We start from the raw sequence: 26322 nt of genomic DNA on the forward strand, positions 1-26322 counted from the left end.
CTTTCTTTTTTTAGATACTTTATTCGGATGCCAGGATTAAATGAGAGAGTACAGTCTTTGGCTCCTCATATTCGTATGCGATCTTATCGTCGTTCTTCACCTTTCTCAATCCTTCAAGCAGTATCTTGTCACCGTCGGCTATTCCGTCTTTTATTACATACAGGTCTGGTATTTCAGCAGCGATGGAGATGGGTCTTAATTTCACCACATTATCCTTACCTACTACATAGACATATTTTTTATCCATGATCTCGAGGGTGGCTTTCTGCGGAATGATCAGTGCATCCTTGATCGGTCTTTTGATCAGGATAGTGCCTGTTTCACCATGTCTGAGCAGGCCTTCTGTATTAGGGAATGTAGCCCTGAATGCGATGTTTCCTGTTTCATTGTTGAACTCACTTTCGATGGTTTCCACAACACCAGGGTATTTGAACTGTTGTTTATCGGCTGTGATGAGGTTCACTTCCAGTTTCTTGCCGGTATTGGCCTGTGCTTTATAAGCGAGGTATTCAGGTTCAGATACGTTGAAGTAAACCCACATTTTGTTATTATCACTTAAAGTAGTAAGCAGTTCTCCTTCTTCTACAAGACTTCCCAGTTTCAGGTGCAGGAGATCCACCAGGCCATCAAATGGCGCTTTGATATCTGTGAAGGCGAGGTGTGCCTTAGCGAGTGCTAATTCAGCCTTTGCTTTCACCAGCTTGGCCTGCGCCATCGCCAGTTCATTTTTTGATACGACGTTTTTATCGGCAAGCGGTTTTGTATTCTGTACCTCGATCTCTGCGATATTCACTTCCGCCTCTGCCCGTTGTTGCTCAGCTTCGTAGAGTGTAGGCATGATCTTGAACAGGAGCTGCCCTTTTTTTACGAACTGGCCTTCATCTACAAAGATGCCTTGCAGATAGCCCTTCTCCTGGGCTCTCAGTTCGATATTACGCATGGAACGAATCTGACACACGTATTCACTGGTGATTGTCGTGTCCATTTTCAGAGGACTGGTAACGAGCAGTTTGGTATCTCCTTCCTTTTCTTCTTTTGCTGATTTACAGCCTATATGGCACAACAAGGCACATAAGCCCATGAGCATGACAATTCTCTTCATAGTAGTTTATATGTTTTAAATAAGATGCTGGTTTGCCGGGTAATGGTGGTTTATAAAGTGTATAGCGCTGTAACCTCAATAGCAGGTGCTACGACGGCAAGCGACAGAAATATGTTTCAAATGGTCAGGCAATCATGATTTGCCTGCGTAGCTACAGTGGAAGATCACACCCTGATTACACGGTGTACAATGAACTTGTCAGAAAACAGATAGGAAAAATGGTTGCAGAAAGGTAATGGGTTCTTGAGATAGTTATAATAAACTGCGGGTTCAAGCGGGTCAAAATGGTAGTAGTGGCTGATCTCTAAGTGCTTTCTGCCTGAAAGACTTTCTTCTTCGTCTTCAACTTCCGTGGCCTTGATCTTTTCTTTTTTGGCGCCGGAGGCAGGTTTGTTATTGATCATAGCCTGGTCGCTCCGTACATCTGCAATGCGTATATGTACAGTATTTTCCGAGTGCTGCAGCATAGACCTGTATACATAGTTCTGATCTACACTCGCGTATAGATGGCTATGTCCTTTAAACAGGAAAAAGCAGAGTGAAAGGAAAAAATTTATTAACAACCTCGTCATCGGGGAACAAAATTAGCAGAAAGTTTATCTTAAATAATAAAAGGGCGAAATTTTAAGTATGATTTAATAATTCGATGTATGTTTTTAAGGAGAGCTACTGAAAAAGGGGATATACACGGTTATATGATGTGATCATGATAAACATTCGTCAGATTGACAATAAATATCGATGAATGGAGGGTGTTTAACTATAATTTTCACCAGGGCGGGTGATAAAGGAACATTTTTTTCTCCTGGAATAAATTCCGATTTTGTTTTTATTTTGTGCCTCCGCTAAGTCAGGATTACAACATTCGATATTGATGCATGAGTCGTGGACAGACAAGCAACGGTATGAACAATTGTTCAGGGACCATTATCAACCATTATGCCTTTTTGCTTACAGCTATCTGAAAGATATGGATGCTGCGAAAGATGTAGTGCAGGATTTCTTTTTCCGTTACTGGGGAAAGCGCGATGCTCTTCGTACGCCTGATAGTTTTGAGAGATATGCTTTCCGCGCCATCCGTAACAGTGTTATTAATTACCAGCAAAGCGCAGCCACCCGTAACCGGCATAATGTACAAGCCACCGCTGCCGATATGTACGATCCCCAGAGCGATGCATCCACCCTTCAGCGGGAAGACCAGCTGAAGGCGGGCCTCCTGCTCGCTATACAAAGTCTGCCCGACCAACGCCGTAAAATATTCCTGCTCAGTAATGGTGAAGGCTATAAATACAGTGAAGTAGCAGATAAGCTGAATATTTCCGTCAATACCGTGAAAACACAGCTGCGTAAAGCCTACGAGACGCTGAGATTGGAACGTGAACGCCTGGAAAAGCTCCTCATCTCACTGCTGATATTCCGGATCTTTTATACATCACTATTTTTTTAAAAAAAATAGCGCAAGCCAGTCACCCTTTTTTGAACCTTACCTGTCATTATAGTAGCAGCCCATGGGAAACACTAAAAAACATATCGACAACGATAAACTGCTCCGCTATCTGGAAAATGGTCAGATACCGGATTATGCCGCTCTGAATGAATCTGAGCAGGAGTTGTTGCGTGAATACCAGGCAATAAAAGAGGGATTGGATCTGAAAGAATGGGCGAAGGCTGATGTGGAAGAAGGCTGGCAGACGCTTTCTCAGCGACTGGAAGGGCAGGATTCCGACTGGGCAATGATCCGGAAACCCCGGGTACTGCATATCTGGCGCTATGCGGCTGCTGCAGCTGTATTACTGCTGGCCGGAGCCGGCTGGTTTTATTTCCGGGATGCGGGCAGGCATCCTGAACGGATGGCTGCAGATATAACGCAAAAGAAAGCCCCTTCAGCTATTACATTGCTGACTGCAGAAGGCAGTGAAGTAGTACTCGACACGCTCAGGCATTTACAAGGGACTACCACCGCCAGCAATGAGGAACTGATATATGAAAAAGGGCAGGGAACAATGTCGCATGTATCCTATAACACCCTGATCGTACCAAGAGGCTATACTTACCACCTTGTACTGTCAGACGGTACAAAAGTGTGGCTGAACGCAGACAGCCGTCTGCGCTATCCTTCCCGGTTTTCGGAAGATGACCGTCTGGTAACCATAGAAGGGGAAGCCTATTTTGAGGTGGCTCATGATGCCTCCAGGCCCTTCATCGTGCAAAATGCGCACGCATCTGTAAAGGTATTGGGTACAGCTTTCAATATTAATACTTACGACAACAATATTGCGGCCACACTGGTACAGGGAAAAATAATGGTATTGCATGGGGGGGACAGTACTTATCTGCAACCCGGCCAGCAGTTGAACAGTGGAGCGCCTTACAATAATGTACAGGTGCAGGTAGTGGACACTGAAATATATACAGCATGGAAAGATGGAGAATTGGTTTTTGCCGGCACCACACTGGAAGACATCTGCCACCGCCTGGAGCGGATATATAATTATACGATCACGCTGCCCGAAGGAAAGGTCAGAGAGCGTAAAATAGCAGCCAACTTGCCACAATACAAGAATATCAGCACCATATTACAATTACTGGAGAAAATGACAGATGTTCATTTTAACATCAACCAAAAAGAGAGAACAATAGCAGGGTATGTAGTCAACAAGTAAAACATTTATCAACTAAAATGAAAGACGGGTCCTGGTTGCAACAAGACCCGCCTTAATAAAACCTGTTCCTTGTTGGAGACAAGGGATGGGGTTCTATTATCTAAAATCGCTTTAAAAGTAATGAAAAAAAGGTATTGTTATGGGAGTCATTTGTGGCGGGCGTCCGTATGCATATTACTCGCCGCCACTCCCGCTGGGTTTTTGTCTTCACTATCCCTGTTGCCCTCGGGAGTATATGCACAGTCGCCGGCAACTCCCGGTATCACACTCGATGTGCGGAATATGAGTGTGCCTGCAGTACTGCAGGAAATCCGTAAACAGGCAGGGCTGCGCTTCATCTACGACCTGGAAGAGCTGAAAAAACTACCACCTGTATCAATGCGTGTGAAAAACGCATCGCTGGATGATGTACTGAACAAAATATTAGGTAACGCTCCGCTCTCCTGGAGCATGGAAGGCGGTGTGCTGATGATCAGACGCCGGGTCTTTACGCCGGAGGCACCTCAGCAACCCGCACAGCAACAGTTCACCGTCCACGGAACCGTTACCGACGAAAATAGACAGCCATTGGAAAAAGTTACTATTCAGGACCTGAAAGCCCGTATAGGGGTATTCACTGATGAAAAAGGCAATTTCGAGATAGCTACTTCCGCAGATGCTACGCTGCAAATATCCTATATCGGTATGGAGCCGCAGGTCATTCCCGTAAAAGGTCGTAACGCGCTACGTATAGCGCTGGCGGCAAAGAACAACACAAAAGAAGTAGTGGTGACCGGGATGTTCACGCGGAAGAGGGAAAGCTTCACAGGAGCTGCTGCCAGCTTCACAGGTGGCGAGCTGAAGACCGTGGGCAACCAGAATATATTACAAAGCCTTAAAACGCTGGACCCCTCTTTCAGAATAGTGGAGAATAATGTGAAAGGCGCCAATCCAAACGCACTGCCCAGTATAGAAGTGCGTGGCAAGAGCAGCCTTATATCTGTGCAAACACAGACCGGTACTGATGCCAACCAACCATTATTTATATTAGACGGTTTTGAAACAACCCTGCAGGTGGTGAATGACCTGGACATGAACCGGGTGGCAGCAATCACTGTTTTAAAGGATGCTGCCTCCACCGCCCTGTATGGCGCCCGTGCTGCAAATGGCGTGGTGGTGATCGAAACACTGAAACCAAGGCCAGGTGCTATGCGTGTAAGTTATACCTACGACTTCCGCGTAGAAGCGCCAGACCTTACCAGTTATAACATGATGAATGCCGCCGAAAAGCTCGAATATGAGCGACTGGCAGGCAGATATATCGCCAATAAAAGCTCGGTTGTCCTGTTTGATGCGCAAAATACACTGGACGAACTCTATGCAAAGCGCCTCGCTGCTGTGAGAAGAGGTGTAAATACTTACTGGCTGAGTGAACCGCTTCGCACAGGGATCACCAATGGGCATGCACTTTATGCAGAAGGTGGCGACAACCAGATGCGTTATGGCGTAGGGCTCAATTATAAAGACCTGGATGGTGTGATGAAAGGTTCCGGGCGTAATACCTGGGGCGCGAACGTTGACCTTCAATACCGGAAAGGAAAATTCAATATCAGCAATAAATTATATCTCAACGGTTACCGGGCAGACGAATCTCCCTATGGTTCTTTCTCCGACTGGGTGAAAGTATTGCCTTATTTCAAGAAGACGCAGGATGATGGCACTATCAGTCCATATCTTGATATCTACATCACGTCCCAAAACCAGCGGGATACTGCAGGGAACCCCCTGTATAATGCAACACTCAATAGTTATAATTATACAAAGGAACAGGCTATCAGCAACAACCTTCAGCTGATCTACGATATCAATACCGATATGCGTATAACAGGAGGGGTGAACATCACCGGCGGCAATACTACCACCACTGCTTTTCTGTCTCCTTCCAACACTGCTTTTATTGGAAAAACGGCAGAGAGCAGGGGCACTTATGATTACACCAATGAGAGAACATTTGGTTACAATAGTAACCTGATGTTCTCTTACGGAAAGCTGATCAGCAATATGCACCAGTTGAACCTGAATGCCCGTGGAGAGATCAGGGAGGATGACTACAATCTTACTTCCTTCAAAGCCACCGGCTTTCCTGTAGGTGCAGTGGGTAATCCGGCCTTTGCTTACGGCTATGAGAAAGATGGTATTCCCGGATATTCAAAAACCACCAAACGCAGCGTAGCAGCCCTGGCAACCGCCAGTTATATGTTTGACCGCCGCCTGCTGCTCGACGCTTCCTGGCGTATAGATGGCTCCACTTCATTTGGTACCAACAATAAATATTCTCCTTTCTGGTCGGCAGGTATTGGTTATAACCTGCACAATGACATAATGTTCAAACAATACAGGTGGATCAACCTGCTGAAGATACGTGCCAACATCGGTTTGACAGGAAATCAGAATTTTCAGAACCTGTCTTCCGAAACCATTTACGCCATCAATGCTGCCAATAACCAGTTCGGACAGGGATACAACGTGAGCAGCCTTGGTAATCCCAATCTGAAATGGCAGAATTCCCTCGCGGTAGATATTGGCGCTGATATGGCTTTTCTGCAGAACCGCATTTCCCTGACGGTTGATTATTACAAGAAGAATACAGATCCATTGATCGCGATGATAACAACACCGTCTTCCACCGGTATTTCAGCCTATCCTTTCAATATCGGATACCAGCATACAAAGGGCGTAGACTGGAATTTCAAAGTGACGCCTATATTCAACGCAAAGAAAAATATCTATCTCGTACTCGGCTTTACAGGCCGCTACCAGGAAAGTATATATGGTGGGTTTAACAACATGCTTGAGAAACAGAACGAGCTGGCAAGGACTAGTAATTCACTGCAGCGCTTCCGTGATGGAAACAGTCCGGATGCCATATGGGCGGTACGCTCTGCAGGTATAGATCCTGGTACGGGAGCAGAAGTATTCATCAAAAAGAATGGTACACAGACTTTTGACTATGACGCATCTGACGAGGTAGTAGTAGGCAACCTGCAACCTAAAATGGAAGGTGTATTAAGTGCTAATCTGCGCGTCAGTGCCTTTTCTTTTGGCGCTAATATCAGATATACTTATGGCGGAGATGCCTTTAATTCCGCTCTTTATGATCGTATAGAGAATATCTCCACCAGGAAAGTAGCAGAAGAGAATCTTGACAAACGCGCGCTATATGAACGCTGGAAACAACCGGGTGATGTGGCGCAGTTCAAGGCAATCAACAATTTCTCTACAGTTAAAATGACTTCAAGGTACGTACAGCGGAATAACTACCTGTCGGGAGAATCGATCAATGTCAGTTACGAGCTGCTGAATAAGCCCTGGATGCGTCATGCGGGATTGTCGGTATTACGTTTCTCCGGTTATACCAACGATGTGTTCCGGCTGGCTACGATTAAAAGTGAGCGGGGAACGGAATATCCTTTCTCCAATTCTTATTCCTTTAGCGTAAGGGCAACTTTCTAAAAGTATTACTATGAAAAGATCATTACAGATCTCTGCGATTATAACGATGTTGTCTGCAGGCCTTTTTTCCTGTAACAAATACCTGGACGTAAAACCAGAAGACCAGTTTGTGGAAAGTGCTGTATACGCCACTGAGAAAGGGTTCATCAACCACCTGAATGGTATCTACCTGGATATGGGGCAGGGGGCATTGTATGGAGGAGATCTCACTTTTACCCTGGTAAGCGTACTCGGGCAGGAGTACAATATCTCTGCCAACAGTTCTCACGACTGGTATCAGCATGCAAACTATGCCTATACCAACTCCCTGGTGGAACCTGCGATAGCAGAGGTGTGGCGAAATGCTTACGAGGTGGTAATGTCTACCAACAAGCTGCTGCAGAATATGGACAGGTATACAGGGGTGCTTAAACCTTTCAGAGATTCCATTATCAGGGGAGAGGCGCTGGCTATCAGGGCATATATGCACTTTGATCTGCTACGGCTATATGGACCGGTTTATGCAACAGATTCTGCTGCGAAGAGTATCCCGTATGTTACCCATGCAGATATTACTACCCGCCCGTTGCTGCCCGCCAATAATGTGATGGACAGCATACTGGCAGACCTTGATCATGCGGAAAGGTGCCTGCAAACAGATCCTGTTATCTCAGGCGGGCCATCGCGTATTCCCGGTGCTGAAGAGGTGGATTTCTTTTATCAGCAGCGTAACGGAAGGCTCAATTACTATGCAGTGAAAGCCCTCAAAGCAAGGGTGCTACTTTATCGGAGAGATAAGGCAAATGCATTGTTACAGGCAAAGGCAGTTATTGATGGCGCAGGGCCCTGGTTTCCCTGGACTACCCTGAAAAAAGCCAGCGGTAATGCTGATTTCCCCGACCGTACATTCTCTACAGAACATCTGTTTGATATTTATTGTCCCAAATTATACCAGTCCTATAATACCAATTTTTCTCCGGATGTAGCCGACAGAGGGATACTGGCAGCGCATCCCACAAGGCTCACGGCTACTTTTGAAGGACTGGAAAGCGATTATCGGTATAATCCAAGCTGGATCATTCCAACTGTAGGTAATAAAACCTATCGCTGCTTCTATAAATATGCCGATGTAACGAACAAGGATAGCTCCGATATGTTCCGTTACCGGGTTCCTATGCTACGCCTCAGTGAAATGTATTATATCGCCGCAGAGTGTGAAACAGATCCGGTGCTGGCGTTGGGGTATCTCAATACAATCAGATATAACCGTGGTCTGACAGATCTGCCTGAAACCGTTACACTGGAAACTGAGATCAGGAAAGAATATCAGAAAGAGTTTTATGGGGAAGGACAGCTGTTCTTTTACTATAAAAGGAAGAACCAGGCCACTATACCGAAAGGTGGAGCCACCAGCGGTAATTTTACTATGACTGCCGCTACTTATGTCATGCCGCTTCCTAAAAGTGAAACGGATTATCGTTAATCTTCTTATTACTGACATCATGAAAGGATTTTATATCGCAGCTCTATGCTATTTCGCACTACTTGGCTGCAGAAAAGAAACCATAGATCTTTACAGTGGTAAGTCGCTGTTGTACTTTGACTATTCATTGCATACCAGCAACCAAAGGAATCCTGAACGTATAGATACTTCGCTGTTTACTTTTTCGCTGGCCAATGAACAGGTCACTGACAGTACATTCAATATACAGATATCCCTGATGGGTAAACAGGCAGATCACGACAGAGCCATTAATATACAGGTGATAGATAGTGCTACTACGGCGGTGGCAGGTACACATTATGAGCCACTGGCAATGACATATGTACTGCCGGCTCATCAGTCGGTGGTGTATATACCGGTGCATATTTACCGTACTGACGACATGTCGCAACAGCAATACAGGTTGCAACTGCAATTACGGCCTAACAAAGACTTCGATACGACCATCACACAGCCCGACAGCAAGAAAGGCATATCCACCTCAACGTTCACATTATATATCGACGATCAGATTGCCAAGCCCACCCGATGGCTGGACGGCTATCTTGGTACTTTCTCCCGCAAAAAGATACTGCTGATCTGCAGTCAGCTGAACATGACGGTGAACGATTTTACAACAATAGCTGTAGCAGAAGTGATCTACATCGGAAAGGCGATGCAGCGTTACCTTAACCAGCAAATGGCTGGTGGTAATACAGTCTACGAAGAAGACGGCACTGAAATGATCATGGGTTCTTTATCACAATGATCCGGATAGGATAGGGCAAACTTTTATCATCATTTTATCTCCTTAACATGAAGAAACTACTTTTATATATCCTCTCTGTATTCGCATTGAGTAGTTGTTATAAAGACAAAGGCAACTATGACTACGTTGATATTAACGAGGTAAGCATTACTGGCATTGACAGCTTGTATACCGTTAATTACGGAAGCGTATTCTCGGTCAAACCAACACTCGCCTTTACAAAAGACAATGGTGCTGATACAAGCGCTTACAGATATATGTGGCTGGCTTCCCTTGACAATACAGGACAGACCGCCAATGTAGATACCCTGTCTTACAGCCGGGACCTGGAAGAGCGGATCACCCTCACTTCGGGTAAATATGATGTTTTTTATCGTGTGACTGATAAAAAGACAGGGGTTACTTTCGGCAGGCATTTTATGATGACGGTTGTTACCAGTGTATATGAAGGATGGTTGCTGTTGTCGGAAGTGAATGGCAAAAGCAGGCTGGATATGCTGTCTAAAGGTACTGAAGGTTATAAACCCACTTATGACCTGCTGGGAACTATCGGCGCTGGTCTTACGCTCAGCGGGCTACCGGTGGAGGTGAAGTTTGCCAGGTTGACTTCGGCAGCTTCCGGACATACCATTTATGTAAGTACAACGACAGGCACGCACCGGCTGGATGGCGAAACATTAAAATGGAAATCTCCTTTGCAGACAGATTTCTTCAGTGATTTGCCTGCCGGCTTTTATGCCGATAAAATTACTTCCCGTACAGCAACGCTGGTATACCTGCATGGCAATGATGGCAATATGTACTACTATATGTATACATTCTCTATCTACTTCGGCTTGCCTGTTAATGTGATGTATGGACAGTCTATGCCATTCAAAGTATCTCCCTTTGTAGCTTACTATAACGATGTTTCCAATTCTACAAATACACATATTCTGTATGATATGGAGGGGAAGCGCTTTGTAAAGCATATTTACAGTCTGCCTGCCTACTGTACGGAAATGCCTGCAGGAACAATGTTTAACTACAAAACAGGGAAGGACCTGGTGTATATGGAAACTACCCGTTTCAATAATGGGGATACTTATGCCATACTCGACTCTGCACATGCGAAATACTATCTCGCAAGATTTAATATCGCTGCCAATATAGTACAGACTTATTACGATGAGATGCCTGCTACTGCTATTTCACAGGCAGAAAACTTTGCAGTAAGCCCTGATATGGGATATGTGTTTTACAATGTAGGAGGGAAGCTGTATGAATACGATGCCAGCACCAAACAAAGCAAGCTGATGATCGACTACGGCGAGAGATCAGTCACCTTTCTCAAATTTGACGGCTTCATGGCCACCGGTCTTACAGGGGCAAAGAGCTACTATAACAAATTGCAGGTGGGGGTATATGACCCATCATTACCGGCGGACAGTTGTGGAACTTTTGAACTATATACAGTACCTGGTGTAAATGGTAACCTGATCCTGAACGAATCATATACCGGCTTCGGTAAAATAAAAAGCATCACTTACAGAGAACGTTAAATCTTTTATACATGAGAAAAATATTCTTCCTGCTGGCAATACTGGCAGGTATGCAGGCAACCTATGCTTCACCGGCTACGATCAGCGGTAAATGCGGACCTGAGAAGGCTACCGGCATGAAGCTTTATAACGTTAAAGAAGGCAGGTTACTGGAATTTGCCAGCACCAGCCTTGACGAACAACATAATTTTGCATTTGCTATCCCTGTACCTGTAACTGGTTATTATTACCTCGCTATGTCTGTTGACGACAAGGCCAGCAAAAACTATATCCGTGTCTATTTGCAGGCGGGCGAGCAGATAGAACTGGATATCCGCGATGATCGCGGAGGCTATTCTCTGACCAAAGGCAGTACAGAGAACCAGCTGCTTTATAGCTGGCAGCAGATGATCACGCCCCTGAAGAATAAGACAAGCCTGAATGACACTACTACTTACCGGGCTTTCTTCCCGGCATTAGATGCATTCCGGCCATCGGCAGACGCTTTTAAGAAGACTATCCGGACAAAGAACGCTGTGTTTAATCGCCTGCTGACAATGACTGTAGATGCAGATCTCGAACTCACCGCAATGAGCATACTGTTAGTGCCCCGTAGTGCCTTGCCTCCTAAAGGGTATTATCCCGGCTATTACGCGGGTATTCTGCAACCTGGCAGATACTGTTCTGCAGATATTCTTGCTTTAGGAGAAGGGCGCGATATTATACAACGTTACGCGTTACTGTCGGCAATAGCGCACGACAGTATGACCCTCGGTAACCGTGTCCAATTATCCATTTCCCGGATCTGTAATGATACGCTCAAGGGCGTATGGCTGGTCAATGACTTCAAATCCTACAAATCTCTGGAGAAATTTGATGAGGTATTCACTCTCTATCAGCAATATCTTATGACCTCCAATATGCAGAAAGCGCTTTTTGATACCCGTAAGGGCCTTAGCACTTTTAAAAGGGGCACAGCAGGGTATAACTTTGCCTATCCGGATATGGCAGGTGACACCGTTAGTCTTCGCAGTCTGAAAGGTAAAGTAGTGCTGGTGGATATGTGGGCAACGTGGTGTGGCCCCTGCAAAAAAGAGCTGCCATATCTGCAGGAGCTGGAAGCTGCTATGGAAGGTAAAAACGTTGCCTTCGTAAGCATTTCTGTAGATGAGGCAAAAGATATGGAAAAATGGAAAAGCTTTGTAAAGGAAAAACAATTGGGAGGCATTCAGCTGTTTGCCAGTGGCTGGTCTGATATGGCGAAGTTCTATGGCGTTACAGGTATTCCCCGTTTTATGGTATTTGATAAACAGGGTAATATCGTTTCTGTAGATGCTCCCAGGCCTTCCATGCCAGAGTTGAAGCCATTACTGGAAAGTTTGCTGTGATTGTTTTATATAAAGGGGAAACAAGGGCATCCGTTTTATACGGGTGCCTTAAAATCACTGTGAAAGTCGGGAGGGCTGCTGAGCTATGACCATCAGCCTTCCCTTAGTGCAAAAAAAGTAATTTGCAGCGATTTTATAGCACTTCTTATGTCAGAACACCTTATTCATACGATCACTCAGTTTATTGCATCTATTGGCATCCCGGTAGTTTTTGAAACTATCAAAGCAGAAACTTTCGTTCCTGGCATCCTGATAAATAAAGGAACCCTTGTTGTTGATGAAGACCGGTTGCTGTACCCGGGCGACCTTTTACATGAAGCAGGACATATCGCCGTTGCATTCCCTGCGGATAGGGAGGTAATGTATGGGGATATAGGTGCAATGACAGAGAAGAATCAATCAGATGGAGAGGAAATGATGGCTATTGCCTGGAGTTATGCAGCCTGTGTTCACCTCAACATTGATCCCGCCATTGTTTTTCATCCTTATGGTTACAAAGGTTCCTCCGACTGGTACCTGGAACAATACGGTTCCGGAAACATGTTATACCTGCCCCTATTGCAATGGGCCGGGTTTTGTTATGATGCCAGCAATGCAGAGAAAAATGGCGCGCAGCCATATCCCGCAATGATCAGATGGTTGAGGAAATAACTATAAGGTAGATTTACCTGCTGAAAATTTTTCTTCTTTTTTTATATGCTGGAATGCAGTGGGCGTCATATTGAACTGTTTTAAGAAGGCCTTGCCAAAGCTGCTCTGCGAGTTAAATCCTACCATAATGGCCACCTCGAATATTTTATAGCCTGTACCGGCTAACAGCTCCGCAGCCTTTTTCATTCTCGTTACTGTCAGCAGCTCATTGGGGGTAAGATCTGACAGGGTTTTGATCTTCCTATATAAAGTAGGTACGCTGATGTTCATCAGTTTCGCCAGCAGCTCGACATCCAGTTCGGGGTTTTCCATGTTTTCCATGATCAGGTTATTCAGCGCGATCAGGAAATCTTCGTCCGTCCTGGAGTATGCCATCGTACTGATATGTGCCAAAGGATAGCTGGTATAGTACGCCCTGATCTTCTTATGGTTATTCAGCAGGTTACTGATCTGGACTTTCAGATGTTCAGGAGAGTAGGGTGTCTCAATACAGGCATCTGCACCTGCTTTCAGGGCATCCAGCCTGGATTGCATAGGTGTTGTGAGTAGTATGAAAGGAATGTGTGAGTAGTTCAGGCTCGTTTTCAATCGGGTGCAAAGATCGAAGCCGTTGACAAGTGGTGTGTGGCTGTCGGAAATGATCATGCGGACCGAGTGTCTTTCTATCATGTCGAGCGCCTGTTGCCCGTTATCTGCAGTGAAAATAAGATAATCTTCAGCGAGGTTTTCTGATAGGACTTGCAGTTTATCCTTATCACCATCTACTAATAATAGTGTGTCTTGCATACGTGGTCTGTAAAATGAATACAATAGTTAATGTATCAGTACTACTGATACTTGTTTCTGTTCCCTGCTCGTTTTGTTTATTCTTTTGTTTATTCTTTTTGTTTATTCTTCCGGGTTTACGGGCACAATTTACGCAACCGATTGTGATTTGAGAAATATCAACCAATTATTGATAAGCTTAAACCAAAAAATCTGATAATTATGTAAGTACTTCACGCTACAATTTAGCTTAAAAACCAAGATAAGTAAGACCTGATTTGATTCCCGTTTGAAATACTGTGTTCCCCGGAGTTGGCTTTACACCGTCATGGAAATACTTATAGGTGTTAAATTGACATTTTTTTGTTTTGTTACCATTTAATCATTTAAAAAACTATCAATTCACGCGTTATGAAACTTGCTCTACGAGTTTTTTTCCGGAGACGTCTGGCTGTCGGCAGGAGGCAGCGCTTACTTCCGGCATTGCTGACTGTACTGGCATTATTACTGTTTACGGTAGTGTACGGTCAGAACGGTCAGACAATAAAAGGTAAAGTCATCGACGAGACCGGAAAGCCACTGTCTGGCGTTACTGTTTCCGTCAAAAATACCAGCCGCGGTACGGTGACCAATGCCGAAGGGGCCTATAGTATCAATGCCGCCCCGGGAGAAGTATTACAATTCAGTTTTATCGGTTATACGTCCAGCCACCTGACAGTGGGCAGTGGGGCCAATTATGACGTAAACCTTGCTCCTAATATGCAGTCACTGGAACAGATGGTGGTGATAGGATATGGTGCGCAGAAGAAAAGTTCCCTTACCGGTTCTGTAGCTTCAGTAAGCAGTAAAACCATCAGCGAACTGCCGGTTGTCAGCGTGCAACAAGCCCTGCAGGGAAGAGTAGCTGGTGTAACTGTTACCAACAATGGTACACCTGGCTCTGATGCTATTGTGAGGATCAGGGGTATCAGCTCTATCAGCTATGCGTCCGATCCTTTGTATGTAATAGATGGTTTCCCTACTTCTAACCTGTCAAATTTTGACAGCAGGGATGTACAATCGGTAGAGGTATTGAAAGATGCCAGTGCAGCCGCTATTTATGGTTCCCGCGCTACCAATGGGGTGATCATCATCACTACCAAAAAGGGATCCCGAGATGGTAAACCACACGTAAACTTTGATTCTTACGTAGGTGTTCAGTCAGCCTGGAAAACCGTTGACCTGCTCAATACCCAGCAATACCTGCAGTATGAGCGTGCACTGAACGGCGCTGCCGGCATTGCGAAGCCTCCGCGCCTGGAAGATGCCAATTTCAATCAGCCTTTATATACAGGTACTTCACAGACCTATGCACAGACAAATACGGACTGGCAGGATGCCTATTTCAGGAAAGCTCTGATCTCGCAGTCTAATGTGTCTGTAAGCGGCGGTAATGATAATTCCCGGTACTATTTGTCTGCCGGTCATCTGAAACAGGACGGTATTACACAGGGTGTGAATTATCAGCGTGGTAATTTCCGCATCAACTCCGAGCATAATCTCAGCAAGGTGTTTACGATAGGAGAGAACCTCCTGTTCTCTTATTCCAAACAGCGCTATGACAATACTTCCGGCAACAGGACCCGCCTGGCGAATATAGTCAGGGCGATACCTTACCTGCCGGTACATGATCCGACCACAAACGGTGGCTACCGGAATGCGGAAAACAGTGTGGACGGTGCAGACCCTACCAACCCTGTAGAAGATGCAACGCTGCTGGGAGATGCGCACCGTCAGACTTTTAAGCTGCTAGGCACAGTATACACACAGGTGAACCTTACTCCCTGGCTTAATTTCCGTTCTACATTCGGGGCTGACTATGTTACGCAGTTTCAGCACCAATTTGCACCTATCTACAATGATAAGGGCAGGAATGCCACTGTCGCTACCATTACGGATCAGCGGACGAACATGACGACATTACTGTTCACAGAACAGTTCACCTTTGACAAGACGTTCGGCAATCATCACATCAACGCAGTAGCAGTATATGAGCGGCAGCAGGCGAATAACTTTGGTGAGTCGCAGACGGGTAACCAGAGTTCCAACGACAGAGAGACCCTTGTAGGTGCTACTAATGTGACAGCATTTTCTTCACGCACCGCTACATTGATACAATCTTATATCGGTCGTGTGAGTTACGACTTCGCAGGTAAGTACCTGCTGAGTGGTGCTATCCGCCGTGATGGACTTTCTGTATGGGCGCCCGGCAGGAAATTTGAGAACTTCCCTTCGGTGTCTGCAGGCTGGAAGATGGATCAGGAGCCCTTTATCAAACAGGTGGCTGCCATCTCCGAGTTAAAACTGCGTGGAGGATGGGGTATCACGGGGCTGAATGCGATCGGCATTTTCCCCGCCCTGCAAAACGCTGTGCTGCCAAATGAGTATCCATGGCAGGCTGTGGTGCAGGCGAATGGTGCTTCTTATCCTTTTGGGAATACCATTACTGTGGGTAACGCCTCTTATTACAATCAGCTGGCCAGCGCTAACCTGGAATGGGAAAAGACCAAACAGATCAACGTGGGTCTGGACCTCGGATTGTTCAATAACCGCATCACTTTTACGGCAGAATGGTACCGCCGTCAAACAGATAACCTGATCCTGACTATTCCTACTCCTTACAGTTTTGGTTTCGGAGGAACAGGTTCCCAGCTGAATGCTGCCGCCATGAAAAATACCGGTGTGGATCTGCAATTAGGGTATAACAAGACAAGCGGTAGCTTTAAGTGGAACGTGACTGGTAACATTGGTTTCATCACAAACAAAATACTGAGTCTGAATACGCCTGGCGCTACTATCGATGATGGTGCTGATGCTGATTTTGGTAATGGTAGCATCACCCGTACGGTAGCTGGTCAGCCTATCCAGTCATTCTACGGATATGTAGTAGACGGTATTTTTCAGAGCCAGGATGAGGTGAACAAGAGCCCTGTACAGATAGCAGGTACTAATCCGGCTAAATCAACTGCCGCGGGCGATATCAAGTTCAAAGACCTTAACAATGATGGTAAGATCACGGCGGCTGACCGTACATTCCTGGGCTCCTATATTCCTAAATTCACTTATGCACTCAATGCCAGTGGCAACTACAAGAACTTCGACCTTTCACTCTTCTTCCAGGGCGTACAGGGCAACAAGATCTTCAATGGTACCAGGGTACTGCGTGAGGGGATGGCCCGTTTGTTTGGTGCTGGTGTAGAAGTGCTGAATGCATGGACGCCTCAGCACACCAATACCGATATGCCAAGGGCTATCAGTGGCGATCCTAACCAGAATGCCCGTGTGTCAGACCGCTGGATCGAGAACGGTTCTTACCTGCGACTAAAAAATGTGATCCTGGGTTATACTATCCCGTCTTCAGCGCTGCGCACCTTTGCTCATGGCGCGTTCAGCAGTTTCAGGGTATATGTTTCTTCCCAGAACCTGCTGACGTTCACCGGCTATAAAGGATGGGACCCTGAGATTGGTTCTAAGAACACAACACTCACCAATGGTATCGATTATGGTCAGTATCCCGCTGCAAGGTCTTTCCAGTTTGGCCTGCAGGTAGGTTTCTAATGAGCAGCAAAAAAATCAGACATGAAAAAGCATATTTCCAATAAGATCATTATAGCCGCGGTAATGGCGGCAGTATTCAGCACCGCCTGTAACAAGGACCTGGATAAAACAAATCCCAGTTATGCCACACTGGACAAGTACTTTAAGAATAGTGTTGAAATGCAGAAGGGGACCAATGCCATTTATTCATCTTTTCACGCAGGTAATCTCGTTGGCCGTGAATGGTTCTTCGTGGAAGATCTCAGGAGCGACGACGTTGCTTCCGGCGGCGGACAGCTGGAATTGCCAAGGGCACAGATGCTGAATGGTGCAACCACGTCAGATAACTCAGTGATGAACAGCGTTTGGAGAGGGCTTTATACTGTCATCCATCGCGCCAATACTGTGATTGGAAGCGCCCCTAATGTGACTGACGATGATGCCGTAAGGGACCAATGTCTTGCTGAGGCTAAGTTTTTCAGGGCATGGGCTTATTTTGAGCTGGTGAGCCTGTGGGGGCCGGTGCCGGTGTATACTAATGTTGTAAGTGGCCCCGACCAGTTTCAGGCCAGAGCTACTGAAGATGCTGTCTATACGCAGATCATCAAAGACCTGACAGAAGCAGCTGGTGTATTAAAACCTTCATATGGCAACGCTGACCTGGGCCGCATAACATCCGGTGCTGCGAATGCGATGCTGGGCAGGGTGAACATGCAAAAGGGGGATTATACGGCTGCAAAGGCTGCATTGTTGAAAGTAACGGGTGCAGGGCTGTATCGCCTGGTGGATAATTACAACGACAACTTCATTGAAGAAACAGAATTTAATGCGGAGTCTATATGGGAAGCCGTGTACTTCGACAGGGGTGACAACAGCTTTGACTGGAATGGCACCGGCGATGGTTCAGGTACAGCTCAATCCACTATCCGTAATCAGGAGTATTGTCCGCTGGCGTGGAGGAACCTCATTCCTTCCGACAAATACCTCAATGAATTTGAAAATACGGCGAGTGGTGCTGCCAAGACAGATCCACGCTATCATTGGTCTGTATATGAAACCGGCGATAAGTTCAACAATGATGCAGACGTACTGACAGATGCTTTGCAGAACGGCAATGCTTCCACCGTACGAGGTGTAACAAAAAAGATCAGCTGGCGCAAGTTCATGCTGATCTATAAGCAGAGCGTATCTACTGCATCTTATCATCCCGGAGGAAATAACCAGCGAATCATCCGCTATGCGGAAGTATTGCTGATGCTGGCAGAATGCGAGAATGAACTGGGCAATACAGGAGCTGCGGTAGGTTATCTCAACCAGATAAGGGACAGGCCTTCTGTAATGATGCCGCATTATCCGACCATGCAATTCCCGGTAGGTAATAAAGATCAGGTAACGAAGGCGATTATGCATGAAAAGATGGTGGAACTGGGAGGAGAGGAAGTCAGGAACCGTGACATCCTCAGATGGAGGAAAAAGGGATATTTCACTACAGATCCGATCAGTTATTTCAGGGCGAAAAGAGATGAACTGTTGCCTATTCCACAGCAGGAAATTGATAACAACCCTAAACTGGGAACAGGAGGTGTAGATGCACAGAATCCCGGCTATTAGGCGTTCGGAAATACAATACTAGTTGTTGATAAATGGTAGCACAAACAAAAGGGGAGACCGCAAGGCTCCCCTTTTTACATGTGGGTGTGATAAGTTATAAAGTAGGATGAATGGTTTGGATGCTGCCATCTTCATTGTAATGCAATGCTGTTACCTTGACGTTGCGCAGGTAGGTTTTACCTGACAGCTGTACATCATGGTAGAACAGGTACCATTTTCCGTCTTTTTCAACGATTGAGTGGTGACTGGTCCATCCTTCAACAGGTGTCAGGATCACACCTCTGTAGGTGAAGGGACCATATGGGCTGTCGCCGGTGGCATAACACAGGTTATGCGTGTCGCCGGTAGAGTAGGAGAAATAGTATTTCCCTTTATACTTATGCATCCAGGATGCTTCAAAGAAGCGTTTCTCGTTATCTTTTTCATGGAATGGCTGGCCTTTTTCATCCAGTATCTGTACTTCTTTTACTGGTCCGTCGAAATACTTCATATTGGTTTCCAGCTTAGCCATTCTTGGCTGTATAGCCAGTTCTTCCGGCTTTCTGTTACCCTTGGTGGAATCGTAGCGATTGTTGTTCCATCGCTGTAGCTGGCCGCCCCAGATACCTCCGAAGTACATATAGGATTTGCCATCATCATCTGTGAATACACATGGATCAATACTGTAGCTGCCGGGAATAGGCGCTTTTTCCGCTTTGAAAGGACCTTCCGGTTTGCTGCTGGTAGCCACGCCGATATGGAATATATCCAGGCTGTCCTTTACAGGAAAGTAAAGATAGTAGGTGCCGTTGGTGAATGCTGCGTCTGGCGCCCACAGCTGGCGATGTGCCCAGGGGATGTCTTTGATGTCGAGCGCAACACCGTGGTCGGTTACCTTACCACCGATGGAGTCCATGGAAAGAATATGATAGTCTTTCATATCAAAGTGGCTTCCCAGGTCATCTTCGGGTATACCGGTAGCGGTATCATGTGAAGGGTAGATATAGAATCTGCCGTTAAACACATGAGCAGAAGGATCTGCTGTGTAGATGTGGTTGACGAGCGGCTGGGAAAGATACTTCTTTGCACTGCTGTCAGCCGTAACGGTAGCCTGGGTGCTGTCTGTCGTGTTCGTAGAACCGGACTGTCCGCAGCTGCAGAACATGCATGCCAGGGCAACGGGGAAGGTTAAAATGGGTAATTGTGATGAGCGCATATGTTTAGTGTGTTAAATAGCTACTTACGGCCTTTTTTCAGGGAAGAAGCCCGTACGATCAGTTCTGAACGCAGAATGATGGTATTGGTGCTGCTTACGAAAGAGACGTCCCTGACATGATCGATCAGGTGTCTGGCAGCTACCTGTCCCATTTCATACCCTGAATAGTTGATGGTGGTCAGGTGAGGCTCTATGACCTGTGTCACCGGATCGTTGTTAAACCCGGCGAAGGCAATATCCTCCGGGATGCGGATGCCCTGTTCCTTCATGGCCAGCATACAGCCTATGGCACAGGTGTCGTTAGCCGCAAAGATGCCATCCGGGAGTGTTTTCATCTTCAAAATCGTTTTTGCCACTTCTGCGCCTGCTTCCTGGCTTAAATTCGTAATAACGACATAATCCTCCCGGAACTTGATCTTATACTCGCCAAGGGCTTCTTTATAGCCTTTAAGGCGATCCTTATACACATTCTGCAGGATAGGGGCCGTGAGATGCATAATTCTGCGGCAGCCCTGTTCTATCAGGTGCCTGGTTGCATTGTAGGCTGCCTGGCGATTATCTATCAGGATATTGACGGAGTTCTCATGGGGCATTACGCGGTCAAAGAAGATAACAGGAATGTTCTTTTTGAAGAAATGTTCGAAGTGACTGAGTTCGGCGGTATCAACTGCCAGCGAAACGAGTAAGCCGTCCACGCGACTGTCGAACATCGTCCTGACGCTGGCAGCCTCTTTTACGGAAGATTCCGAAGATTGTGCTATGAGCAGAGAGAAGCCCTGTTCGTTGGCTGCATTTTCAATGCCGGCAATCACTGATGACATAAAATGACTATTCAGCCGGGGCACGATGATGCCCAGGGTATTCGTCTTCTGGTTACGGAGGCTGCGGGCAAAATGATTGCTGCGATAGCCCAGCCGTTCAGCCAGATCGAATATCTTTTTCTTCGTCTTCTTGCTGATGGTAGGATGATCCTGCAAGCCACGGCTGACCGTAGTTGCAGATATATTCAACTCCCTGGCAATATCATATATGGTCACCTCTCTGTCGTTAGCCATAAATGTCTGTATCGATAAAATGTAAAATGAGAGAGCAATTTAAGGCACTCATAATCGTGGAAAGTACAGCACAATCGTTTGTGTAATTGTACTGTACAGCTAAAGTAAACTTTTTTAGAAAATAAATAACACAATCGGTTGCAATTTTAGGGATTGTCTTTATTTTGGTTGATGGCAGGCAATAGGTTTTTCTCCTTTTTCAATAGCGTGTACGGATAAGCCAGTGGAAACAACAGTGGTCAGCTATTGATGACTGGGGCATTCAACGGCTGAAGTTATATCAGTATAAATGAAATAAAAAAGTATATTGACAAAGCCTTTGCAGGTATGTTATCATATTCGCCTGTGAAAGTTATTTGTTTAATAACCTAAACCTATAGTGAAATGAAATTATCCAAGAAGACACAACTGATCATTCTGCTGATTGCCAATTTTCTGTTACTGTTACGGACATTTGCTTATGTGCTGGGAGAACCGATCAGTGAGAGAACGGGCATTATAGCTGTCGGATTAGTATCTGCAGCAGCGTTATTTTCCTTTAATAAATTGATGATGTATTTCTGGGATAAATACTAGGAACAAGTTGCATACTCCCTTTGCCGGTAATAGCAAGATACCGACCTTTGTACTGATGGAAAGAACGATACAAGTCACGGCAGATGGATCTCATACGGTGAGCGTTCCTGCATGGAATGTAACGTATCATAGCATTCATGGTGCTATCCGGGAAAGTGTGCATGTATTTATTGATGCAGGATTGAAGTATCAGCAGTCAAAAAAGCCCGCTGATACTTTATCGATACTCGAGATGGGATTCGGTACAGGGCTGAATGCGTTACTGACTTTCCGGGAGGCTGTCCGGGAACGGAAGAACCTCTATTATCAAACTATTGAACAATATCCTTTAACCTGGAAAGAGGTAGGCCCACTCAACTATGCTGACCAGCTCAATGAGCCGATCTTACAATCTGTTCTGACAACCTTACACAGCGTTCCCTGGAATACAGACGTTCAGATAAATCCTTATTACTGCCTGCATAAAACGCATGCTGCATTACAGGATGTATCATTCACCCGGTCGTTCGACATTATTTACTATGATGCCTTTGCACCCACTGCTCAGCCAGAGCTCTGGACGGAAGACATTTTTGAGAAGCTGTATCATTGTCTCACTCCCGGAGGAATACTGGTAACCTATTGCAGTAAAGGGAATGTCAGGCGCGCCATGAAAGCCGTTGGGTTTATTGTGGAGAAGAAGGTGCCCGGACCTCCCCGTAAAAGAGAGATGCTGAGGGCTATACGTCCCGACACCATTTAGTTTGCTCATATATTACGCTGAATGCAATAAAATTGTCTCATATTATTTTTATTTACCACAAAAAGCATGACATTGTGTGTCATAACGACGAGTTAACTCACCCAATCCATTACAGGCGTAGAATTTATTAAGTCAAATCTATTTAATCCACACAGTATGAGACCATTAAAGCGACCTATGAAGTGGCTCAAAAGGCATATGCTTGTCTTTCTGGCCCAATCCCTCCTGTTTATCTGTCACACATCCGCACGAGCAGCCGGTAATGATCCCTCAAACCAGGCCGTTTTCTATACGGATATCAATTATGGAGGAAGTGCCATTGCACTGTCTGCCGGTACCTACACCCGGGCGCAGATGATTGCGAATGGCCTTCCGGATGACGCAATTTCTTCTTACACCATTCCGGCGGGTTACCAGGTAACGTTTTTCTGGGATGACAATTTCACCGGCGCCAGTCTTACCAAGACGGCATCAGAGTCTTTTATTGGCCTTGACTGGAATGATAAGGTTACCTCTCTTATTGTTTCAAGGGTACCGCCGGGAGGACAGGCCATTTTCTATACGGATCTCAACTATGGAGGCACAGCTGTCGCATTATCCGCCGGTACATATACCCGGGCGCAGATGATTGCTAATGGCCTTCCGGATGATGCTATCACCTCTTATGTGATTCCAGCGGGTTACCAGGTCACCTTTTTCTGGGATGATAATTTCACTGGCGCCAGTCTTACGAAGACCGCATCAGAGTCCTGGATCGGCCCTGACTGGAATGATAAGGTCACCTCACTCATCGTTACCAAAGTAGCACCAGAGGAGCAGGCCATCTTCTATACAGATGCATCCTACCAGGGCAAGGCGATCCCGCTTTCTCCGGGTAACTATACACGGGTGCAAATGATAGCGTATGGTCTGCCTGACGATGCTGTTTCTTCCTTTACTGTACCTGCTGGTTATCAGGTGACGGTATATTGGGATGACAATTTCTCCGGCAGCAGCCTGACGAGAACCGTATCAGAACCCTGGATCGGCCCTGACTGGAATGATAAGGTGACGTCCCTGGTCATAGCAAAGATCAATCCTTCCTCATGGCAGGCTAACTGGATATGGACATCTGCCGCAGGACCGGCCAATACATGGCTCTCACTGAGAAAGAAGGTAACGCTTTCCGCTAAGCCAAGCCGTGCGCTCACGAAGATTGCTGCGGAAAATAAATACTGGCTGTATGTTAATAATCAGCTGGTCGTAAAAGACGGCGGACTGGATGTACGTCCTGATCTGTTAAATACTTATTACGATGAAGTAGATCTTGCCCCTTATCTCACGGCAGGAGAAAATACGATCGCCGTGCTTGTGTGGCATAAAGGAGGGAATAACTCCTATTCACAGCGTGTAACCAACAATGGTGGGTTCCTGTTTGAATCATCCCTGGATGGCAGCAGTCCTTCGTCGATTGCTTCAGATGCCTCCTGGAAGGCGAAGGTACATCCCTCGTTTAATGCGACTACACAACTTATTCTCGACAATAGTGACTACAAATGGATCGCCTGGCCTGTTTCTTATAATGCACAGGCAGAACCCGGTGCCTGGACGTCTGCAGGTTATGATGATAGCGGCTGGTCATCTGCAGTTCAGAAAGGTGTAGCAGGTGTAGCGCCATGGAATCAGCTGGTACCCAGAACCATACCGATGTGGAAAGAATATGACCTTGGCGCTTATACCAATGCAGGCACATTCCCTGCCACCATCACTTCCAATCGCATCGTAACAGGGAAAGTCGGTGCCAATATACAGCTGAGGCCATATCTGAAAGTGAATGCACCAGCCGGTGTTAAGATCAGGATAGAAGTGAACCGGTTTTACTGGCAGGAATACATTACCAAGGCAGGAGAGCAGGAGTTTGAGTGCTTTGCCTGGCAGAATTCCAGCGGAGATACGGTGAGTTATCAGTTCTCCAACGTAACAGGCCCTGTACAGGTAATGATATTAAGGTATCGTGAAACGAGCTATAATACAACCATACCTGGTAGCTTCTCGTCCAATGACGGATCGCTGAATTCATTGTGGACTAAATCCAAAGCCACCTCCCGTGTTTGCATGAGAGATATCTTCTATGATTGTCCTAACCGGGAGAGAGGACAATGGTGGGGTGATGTATCCCAGCAGATCCTTTACTCACAGTACCTCTATGATGCATCCGCCAATCTGCTGGCCCGCAAAGGCTACCGGGAGTTGCTGCGGACGCAGAAAAGCGACGGTTCATTATATACTACTGGCCCTGGTACTGCGTTCCACTTACCTGACCAGAACCTGGCCGCGATCACGATGTTAGGGAAATATTATACCTATACGGGCGACATAGCTTTGTTAGAAGAGCTGTATCCTTCTATAAAGAAATTTGCAGCCTACTGTGTCAACTCTTCGAACAGTGATGGTATGCTTGTATGGCAGGATGGCCCCTGGAACTGGATTGACTGGGGCGATAACAAGGATGCCACTCCTGCAGGAGCCGCTAATGCGATTTATAATGGTATTTATATCACGTTCCTTGAATCGGCAGCCAGTATAGCCAATTCGCTGGGATACGTGACAGATAAACGTTACTACGAGCAATTACTGAATAAGGTCAGAAGTAACTATAATAATTATTTCTGGAACAACAGTGCAAACGCCTATGTATATCATCGTACAGCCGATGGTACACAATCGCAGATAATAGATGACAGAAGCAATGCCTGGGCTTTCCTTGCCGGTGTAGCTAATGACGCGCAGAAAGCGGGGATACTGAATGTGCTTAAGACCAGGTACAATGCAAGTCCGTACCAGGAAATGTATGTAGAACAGGCGATGGTGCAGTTAGATCCGGCGGCTGGCATTAAAAGAATGAAAGACCGCTATGCAAGCATGATCGATAGCTGGTCACCCACCTTATGGGAGGAGTTTCCTGCCAGCAATAGTAATAACCATGCCTGGGCCGCAGGACCACTGTATGTGATGAGTGCTTACGTGCTCGGGGTGCGTCCTTCATTGCCTGCATACGAGGAGTATTTCTTCCTGCCGCAGCCAGGAGATCTTACCAACATCTCAGGCGTGATCCCGACTGTGAGAGGCAATATCAGTGTAAGTCTTGCCCGTGGTAGCGCCGGTCTTACACAGTCTGTTACATCGCCGTCCGGTACAACAGGTATCGTAGGCATTCTAAAGAGCGCCGTTACTTGTGGGTTACAGCAGATCAGGGTCAATGGTACTGTTATCTGGAGAAACGGTTCGACAGTCACCACTGTGCCGGGTGTAACATTCTATGGAGAGGATGCGCAATACGTAAAATTCAGGGTGTCTTCCGGAGCATGGACATTTGACGCCGGATGTACCGTTACTGCGCTGGCAAGTAGCAGCAGTCTGACGGTAGCGCCTAATCCGTTTACATCGGATATTACCGTAAAGGCGGAAGGGATTAAAGATCAGCATGTTATAGTGGAGATCTTTAACAGCAATGGGACACAGGTGCTTCCGGCTAAGAGAGTACAGAACGGTGCAAAGCTGAGTCTATCGTATCTTCCTGCCGGTATGTATATTATCAAGACCACCGCTGGTAAGAAGACGTATAACAATAAGGTTATTAAGTATTAACAAAACAGCACGTCTTTCACCCGGGAGGGAGGTCGGATGGGAAAGAACGAGTGGCTACAGATATAGTTCATATACGCTCTATACCGGGAGTATACCCGACGTATACCCGACGTATCGGTGGACTTGAT

The 26322-nt window shown here is 46.2% G+C and carries 18 protein-coding genes; 13 read left to right on the top strand and 5 right to left on the bottom strand.

Annotation, left to right across the window (positions count from 1 at the left end):
- Positions 1-19 precede the first annotated feature (19 nt).
- Complete coding sequence (locus CLV42_RS13420; protein ID WP_106602417.1) at positions 20-1102, bottom strand: efflux RND transporter periplasmic adaptor subunit; 1083 nt, start codon at positions 1100-1102, stop codon at positions 20-22.
- Between the two features lie 164 nt (positions 1103-1266).
- Positions 1267-1674, bottom strand: coding sequence for a hypothetical protein (locus tag CLV42_RS13425; RefSeq protein ID WP_146154379.1), 408 nt, complete (start codon positions 1672-1674; stop codon positions 1267-1269).
- Positions 1675-1925: 251 nt separating this feature from the next.
- Here CLV42_RS13425 and CLV42_RS13430 point away from each other — a divergent pair, with 251 nt between their 5' ends.
- The 8 genes from CLV42_RS13430 to CLV42_RS13465 all read left to right on the top strand — a co-directional run bounded on the left by CLV42_RS13430 (position 1926) and on the right by CLV42_RS13465 (position 13047).
- Positions 1926-2549, top strand: coding sequence for an RNA polymerase sigma-70 factor (locus CLV42_RS13430; protein WP_146154380.1), 624 nt, complete (start codon positions 1926-1928; stop codon positions 2547-2549).
- 61 nt (positions 2550-2610) lie between these two features.
- Positions 2611-3765 carry a FecR family protein gene (locus CLV42_RS13435; protein ID WP_106602420.1) on the top strand — a complete coding sequence of 385 codons (1155 nt, stop codon included), beginning with the start codon at positions 2611-2613 and terminating at the stop codon, positions 3763-3765.
- Between the two features lie 120 nt (positions 3766-3885).
- Positions 3886-7257, top strand: a complete 3372-nt coding sequence (locus CLV42_RS13440; protein ID WP_106602421.1) for a SusC/RagA family TonB-linked outer membrane protein — start codon at positions 3886-3888, stop codon at positions 7255-7257.
- Positions 7258-7267: 10 nt separating this feature from the next.
- On the top strand, positions 7268-8719 hold the full coding sequence (locus CLV42_RS13445) for a RagB/SusD family nutrient uptake outer membrane protein (protein ID WP_106602422.1): 1452 nt from the start codon (positions 7268-7270) through the stop codon (positions 8717-8719).
- Positions 8720-8738: 19 nt separating this feature from the next.
- A complete protein-coding gene (locus CLV42_RS13450; RefSeq protein WP_170117496.1) occupies positions 8739-9488 on the top strand; it encodes a DUF4843 domain-containing protein in 750 nt (249 codons plus the stop codon).
- 47 nt (positions 9489-9535) lie between these two features.
- On the top strand, positions 9536-11029 hold the full coding sequence (locus CLV42_RS13455) for a PKD-like family lipoprotein (RefSeq protein WP_106602424.1): 1494 nt from the start codon (positions 9536-9538) through the stop codon (positions 11027-11029).
- A gap of 11 nt (positions 11030-11040) precedes the next feature.
- A complete protein-coding gene (locus tag CLV42_RS13460) occupies positions 11041-12396 on the top strand; it encodes a TlpA family protein disulfide reductase (RefSeq protein ID WP_211303442.1) in 1356 nt (451 codons plus the stop codon).
- Between the two features lie 147 nt (positions 12397-12543).
- Positions 12544-13047: a hypothetical protein gene (locus CLV42_RS13465; protein WP_106602425.1), complete on the top strand. Its 504-nt coding sequence runs from the start codon at positions 12544-12546 to the stop codon at positions 13045-13047.
- Here CLV42_RS13465 and CLV42_RS13470 read toward each other — a convergent pair whose 3' ends face one another.
- Positions 13048-13833: a response regulator transcription factor gene (locus CLV42_RS13470; protein WP_106602426.1), complete on the bottom strand. Its 786-nt coding sequence runs from the start codon at positions 13831-13833 to the stop codon at positions 13048-13050. It lies immediately after the preceding gene.
- Positions 13834-14223: 390 nt separating this feature from the next.
- Between CLV42_RS13470 and CLV42_RS13475 the strand changes: the two genes are divergently transcribed.
- Both CLV42_RS13475 and CLV42_RS13480 read left to right on the top strand, forming a co-directional pair.
- Positions 14224-17409 carry a SusC/RagA family TonB-linked outer membrane protein gene (locus tag CLV42_RS13475; protein ID WP_106602427.1) on the top strand — a complete coding sequence of 1062 codons (3186 nt, stop codon included), beginning with the start codon at positions 14224-14226 and terminating at the stop codon, positions 17407-17409.
- A 21-nt stretch (positions 17410-17430) separates the two neighbouring features.
- Positions 17431-18999, top strand: a complete 1569-nt coding sequence (locus CLV42_RS13480) for a RagB/SusD family nutrient uptake outer membrane protein (RefSeq protein WP_106602428.1) — start codon at positions 17431-17433, stop codon at positions 18997-18999.
- A gap of 94 nt (positions 19000-19093) precedes the next feature.
- Here CLV42_RS13480 and CLV42_RS13485 read toward each other — a convergent pair whose 3' ends face one another.
- Positions 19094-20194: a glycoside hydrolase family 43 protein gene (locus CLV42_RS13485; RefSeq protein ID WP_106602429.1), complete on the bottom strand. Its 1101-nt coding sequence runs from the start codon at positions 20192-20194 to the stop codon at positions 19094-19096.
- 20 nt (positions 20195-20214) lie between these two features.
- Positions 20215-21249 (bottom strand): LacI family DNA-binding transcriptional regulator, encoded by a 1035-nt coding sequence (locus CLV42_RS13490; RefSeq protein WP_106602430.1) that lies wholly within the window; start codon positions 21247-21249, stop codon positions 20215-20217.
- A 384-nt stretch (positions 21250-21633) separates the two neighbouring features.
- On the opposite strand from CLV42_RS13490, the gene CLV42_RS13495 reads away from it, so the two are divergent.
- From CLV42_RS13495 to CLV42_RS13505, 3 genes are all read left to right on the top strand, one after another.
- Positions 21634-21825 (top strand): hypothetical protein, encoded by a 192-nt coding sequence (locus tag CLV42_RS13495; protein WP_106602431.1) that lies wholly within the window; start codon positions 21634-21636, stop codon positions 21823-21825.
- 7 nt (positions 21826-21832) lie between these two features.
- On the top strand, positions 21833-22567 hold the full coding sequence (mnmD, locus tag CLV42_RS13500; protein WP_211303443.1) for a tRNA (5-methylaminomethyl-2-thiouridine)(34)-methyltransferase MnmD: 735 nt from the start codon (positions 21833-21835) through the stop codon (positions 22565-22567).
- A gap of 177 nt (positions 22568-22744) precedes the next feature.
- Positions 22745-26194: an alpha-L-rhamnosidase-related protein gene (locus CLV42_RS13505; protein WP_211303444.1), complete on the top strand. Its 3450-nt coding sequence runs from the start codon at positions 22745-22747 to the stop codon at positions 26192-26194.
- The last annotated feature ends 128 nt before the right edge of the window (positions 26195-26322 follow it).

The organism is Chitinophaga ginsengisoli (assembly GCF_003014595.1).
GTDB lineage: Bacteria > Bacteroidota > Bacteroidia > Chitinophagales > Chitinophagaceae > Chitinophaga > Chitinophaga ginsengisoli.

Coding starts and splice junctions, on each gene's coding strand:
- CLV42_RS13420 (WP_106602417.1), bottom strand. CDS start 1,102: ATGAAGAGAATTGTCATGCTCATGGGCTTATGTGCCTTGTTGTGCCAT.
- CLV42_RS13425 (WP_146154379.1), bottom strand. CDS start 1,674: ATGACGAGGTTGTTAATAAATTTTTTCCTTTCACTCTGCTTTTTCCTG.
- CLV42_RS13435 (WP_106602420.1), top strand. CDS start 2,611: ATGGGAAACACTAAAAAACATATCGACAACGATAAACTGCTCCGCTAT.
- CLV42_RS13440 (WP_106602421.1), top strand. CDS start 3,886: ATGAAAAAAAGGTATTGTTATGGGAGTCATTTGTGGCGGGCGTCCGTA.
- CLV42_RS13445 (WP_106602422.1), top strand. CDS start 7,268: ATGAAAAGATCATTACAGATCTCTGCGATTATAACGATGTTGTCTGCA.
- CLV42_RS13450 (WP_170117496.1), top strand. CDS start 8,739: ATGAAAGGATTTTATATCGCAGCTCTATGCTATTTCGCACTACTTGGC.
- CLV42_RS13455 (WP_106602424.1), top strand. CDS start 9,536: ATGAAGAAACTACTTTTATATATCCTCTCTGTATTCGCATTGAGTAGT.
- CLV42_RS13460 (WP_211303442.1), top strand. CDS start 11,041: ATGAGAAAAATATTCTTCCTGCTGGCAATACTGGCAGGTATGCAGGCA.
- CLV42_RS13465 (WP_106602425.1), top strand. CDS start 12,544: ATGTCAGAACACCTTATTCATACGATCACTCAGTTTATTGCATCTATT.
- CLV42_RS13470 (WP_106602426.1), bottom strand. CDS start 13,833: ATGCAAGACACACTATTATTAGTAGATGGTGATAAGGATAAACTGCAA.
- CLV42_RS13475 (WP_106602427.1), top strand. CDS start 14,224: ATGAAACTTGCTCTACGAGTTTTTTTCCGGAGACGTCTGGCTGTCGGC.
- CLV42_RS13480 (WP_106602428.1), top strand. CDS start 17,431: ATGAAAAAGCATATTTCCAATAAGATCATTATAGCCGCGGTAATGGCG.
- CLV42_RS13485 (WP_106602429.1), bottom strand. CDS start 20,194: ATGCGCTCATCACAATTACCCATTTTAACCTTCCCCGTTGCCCTGGCA.
- CLV42_RS13490 (WP_106602430.1), bottom strand. CDS start 21,249: ATGGCTAACGACAGAGAGGTGACCATATATGATATTGCCAGGGAGTTG.
- CLV42_RS13495 (WP_106602431.1), top strand. CDS start 21,634: ATGAAATTATCCAAGAAGACACAACTGATCATTCTGCTGATTGCCAAT.
- CLV42_RS13505 (WP_211303444.1), top strand. CDS start 22,745: ATGAAGTGGCTCAAAAGGCATATGCTTGTCTTTCTGGCCCAATCCCTC.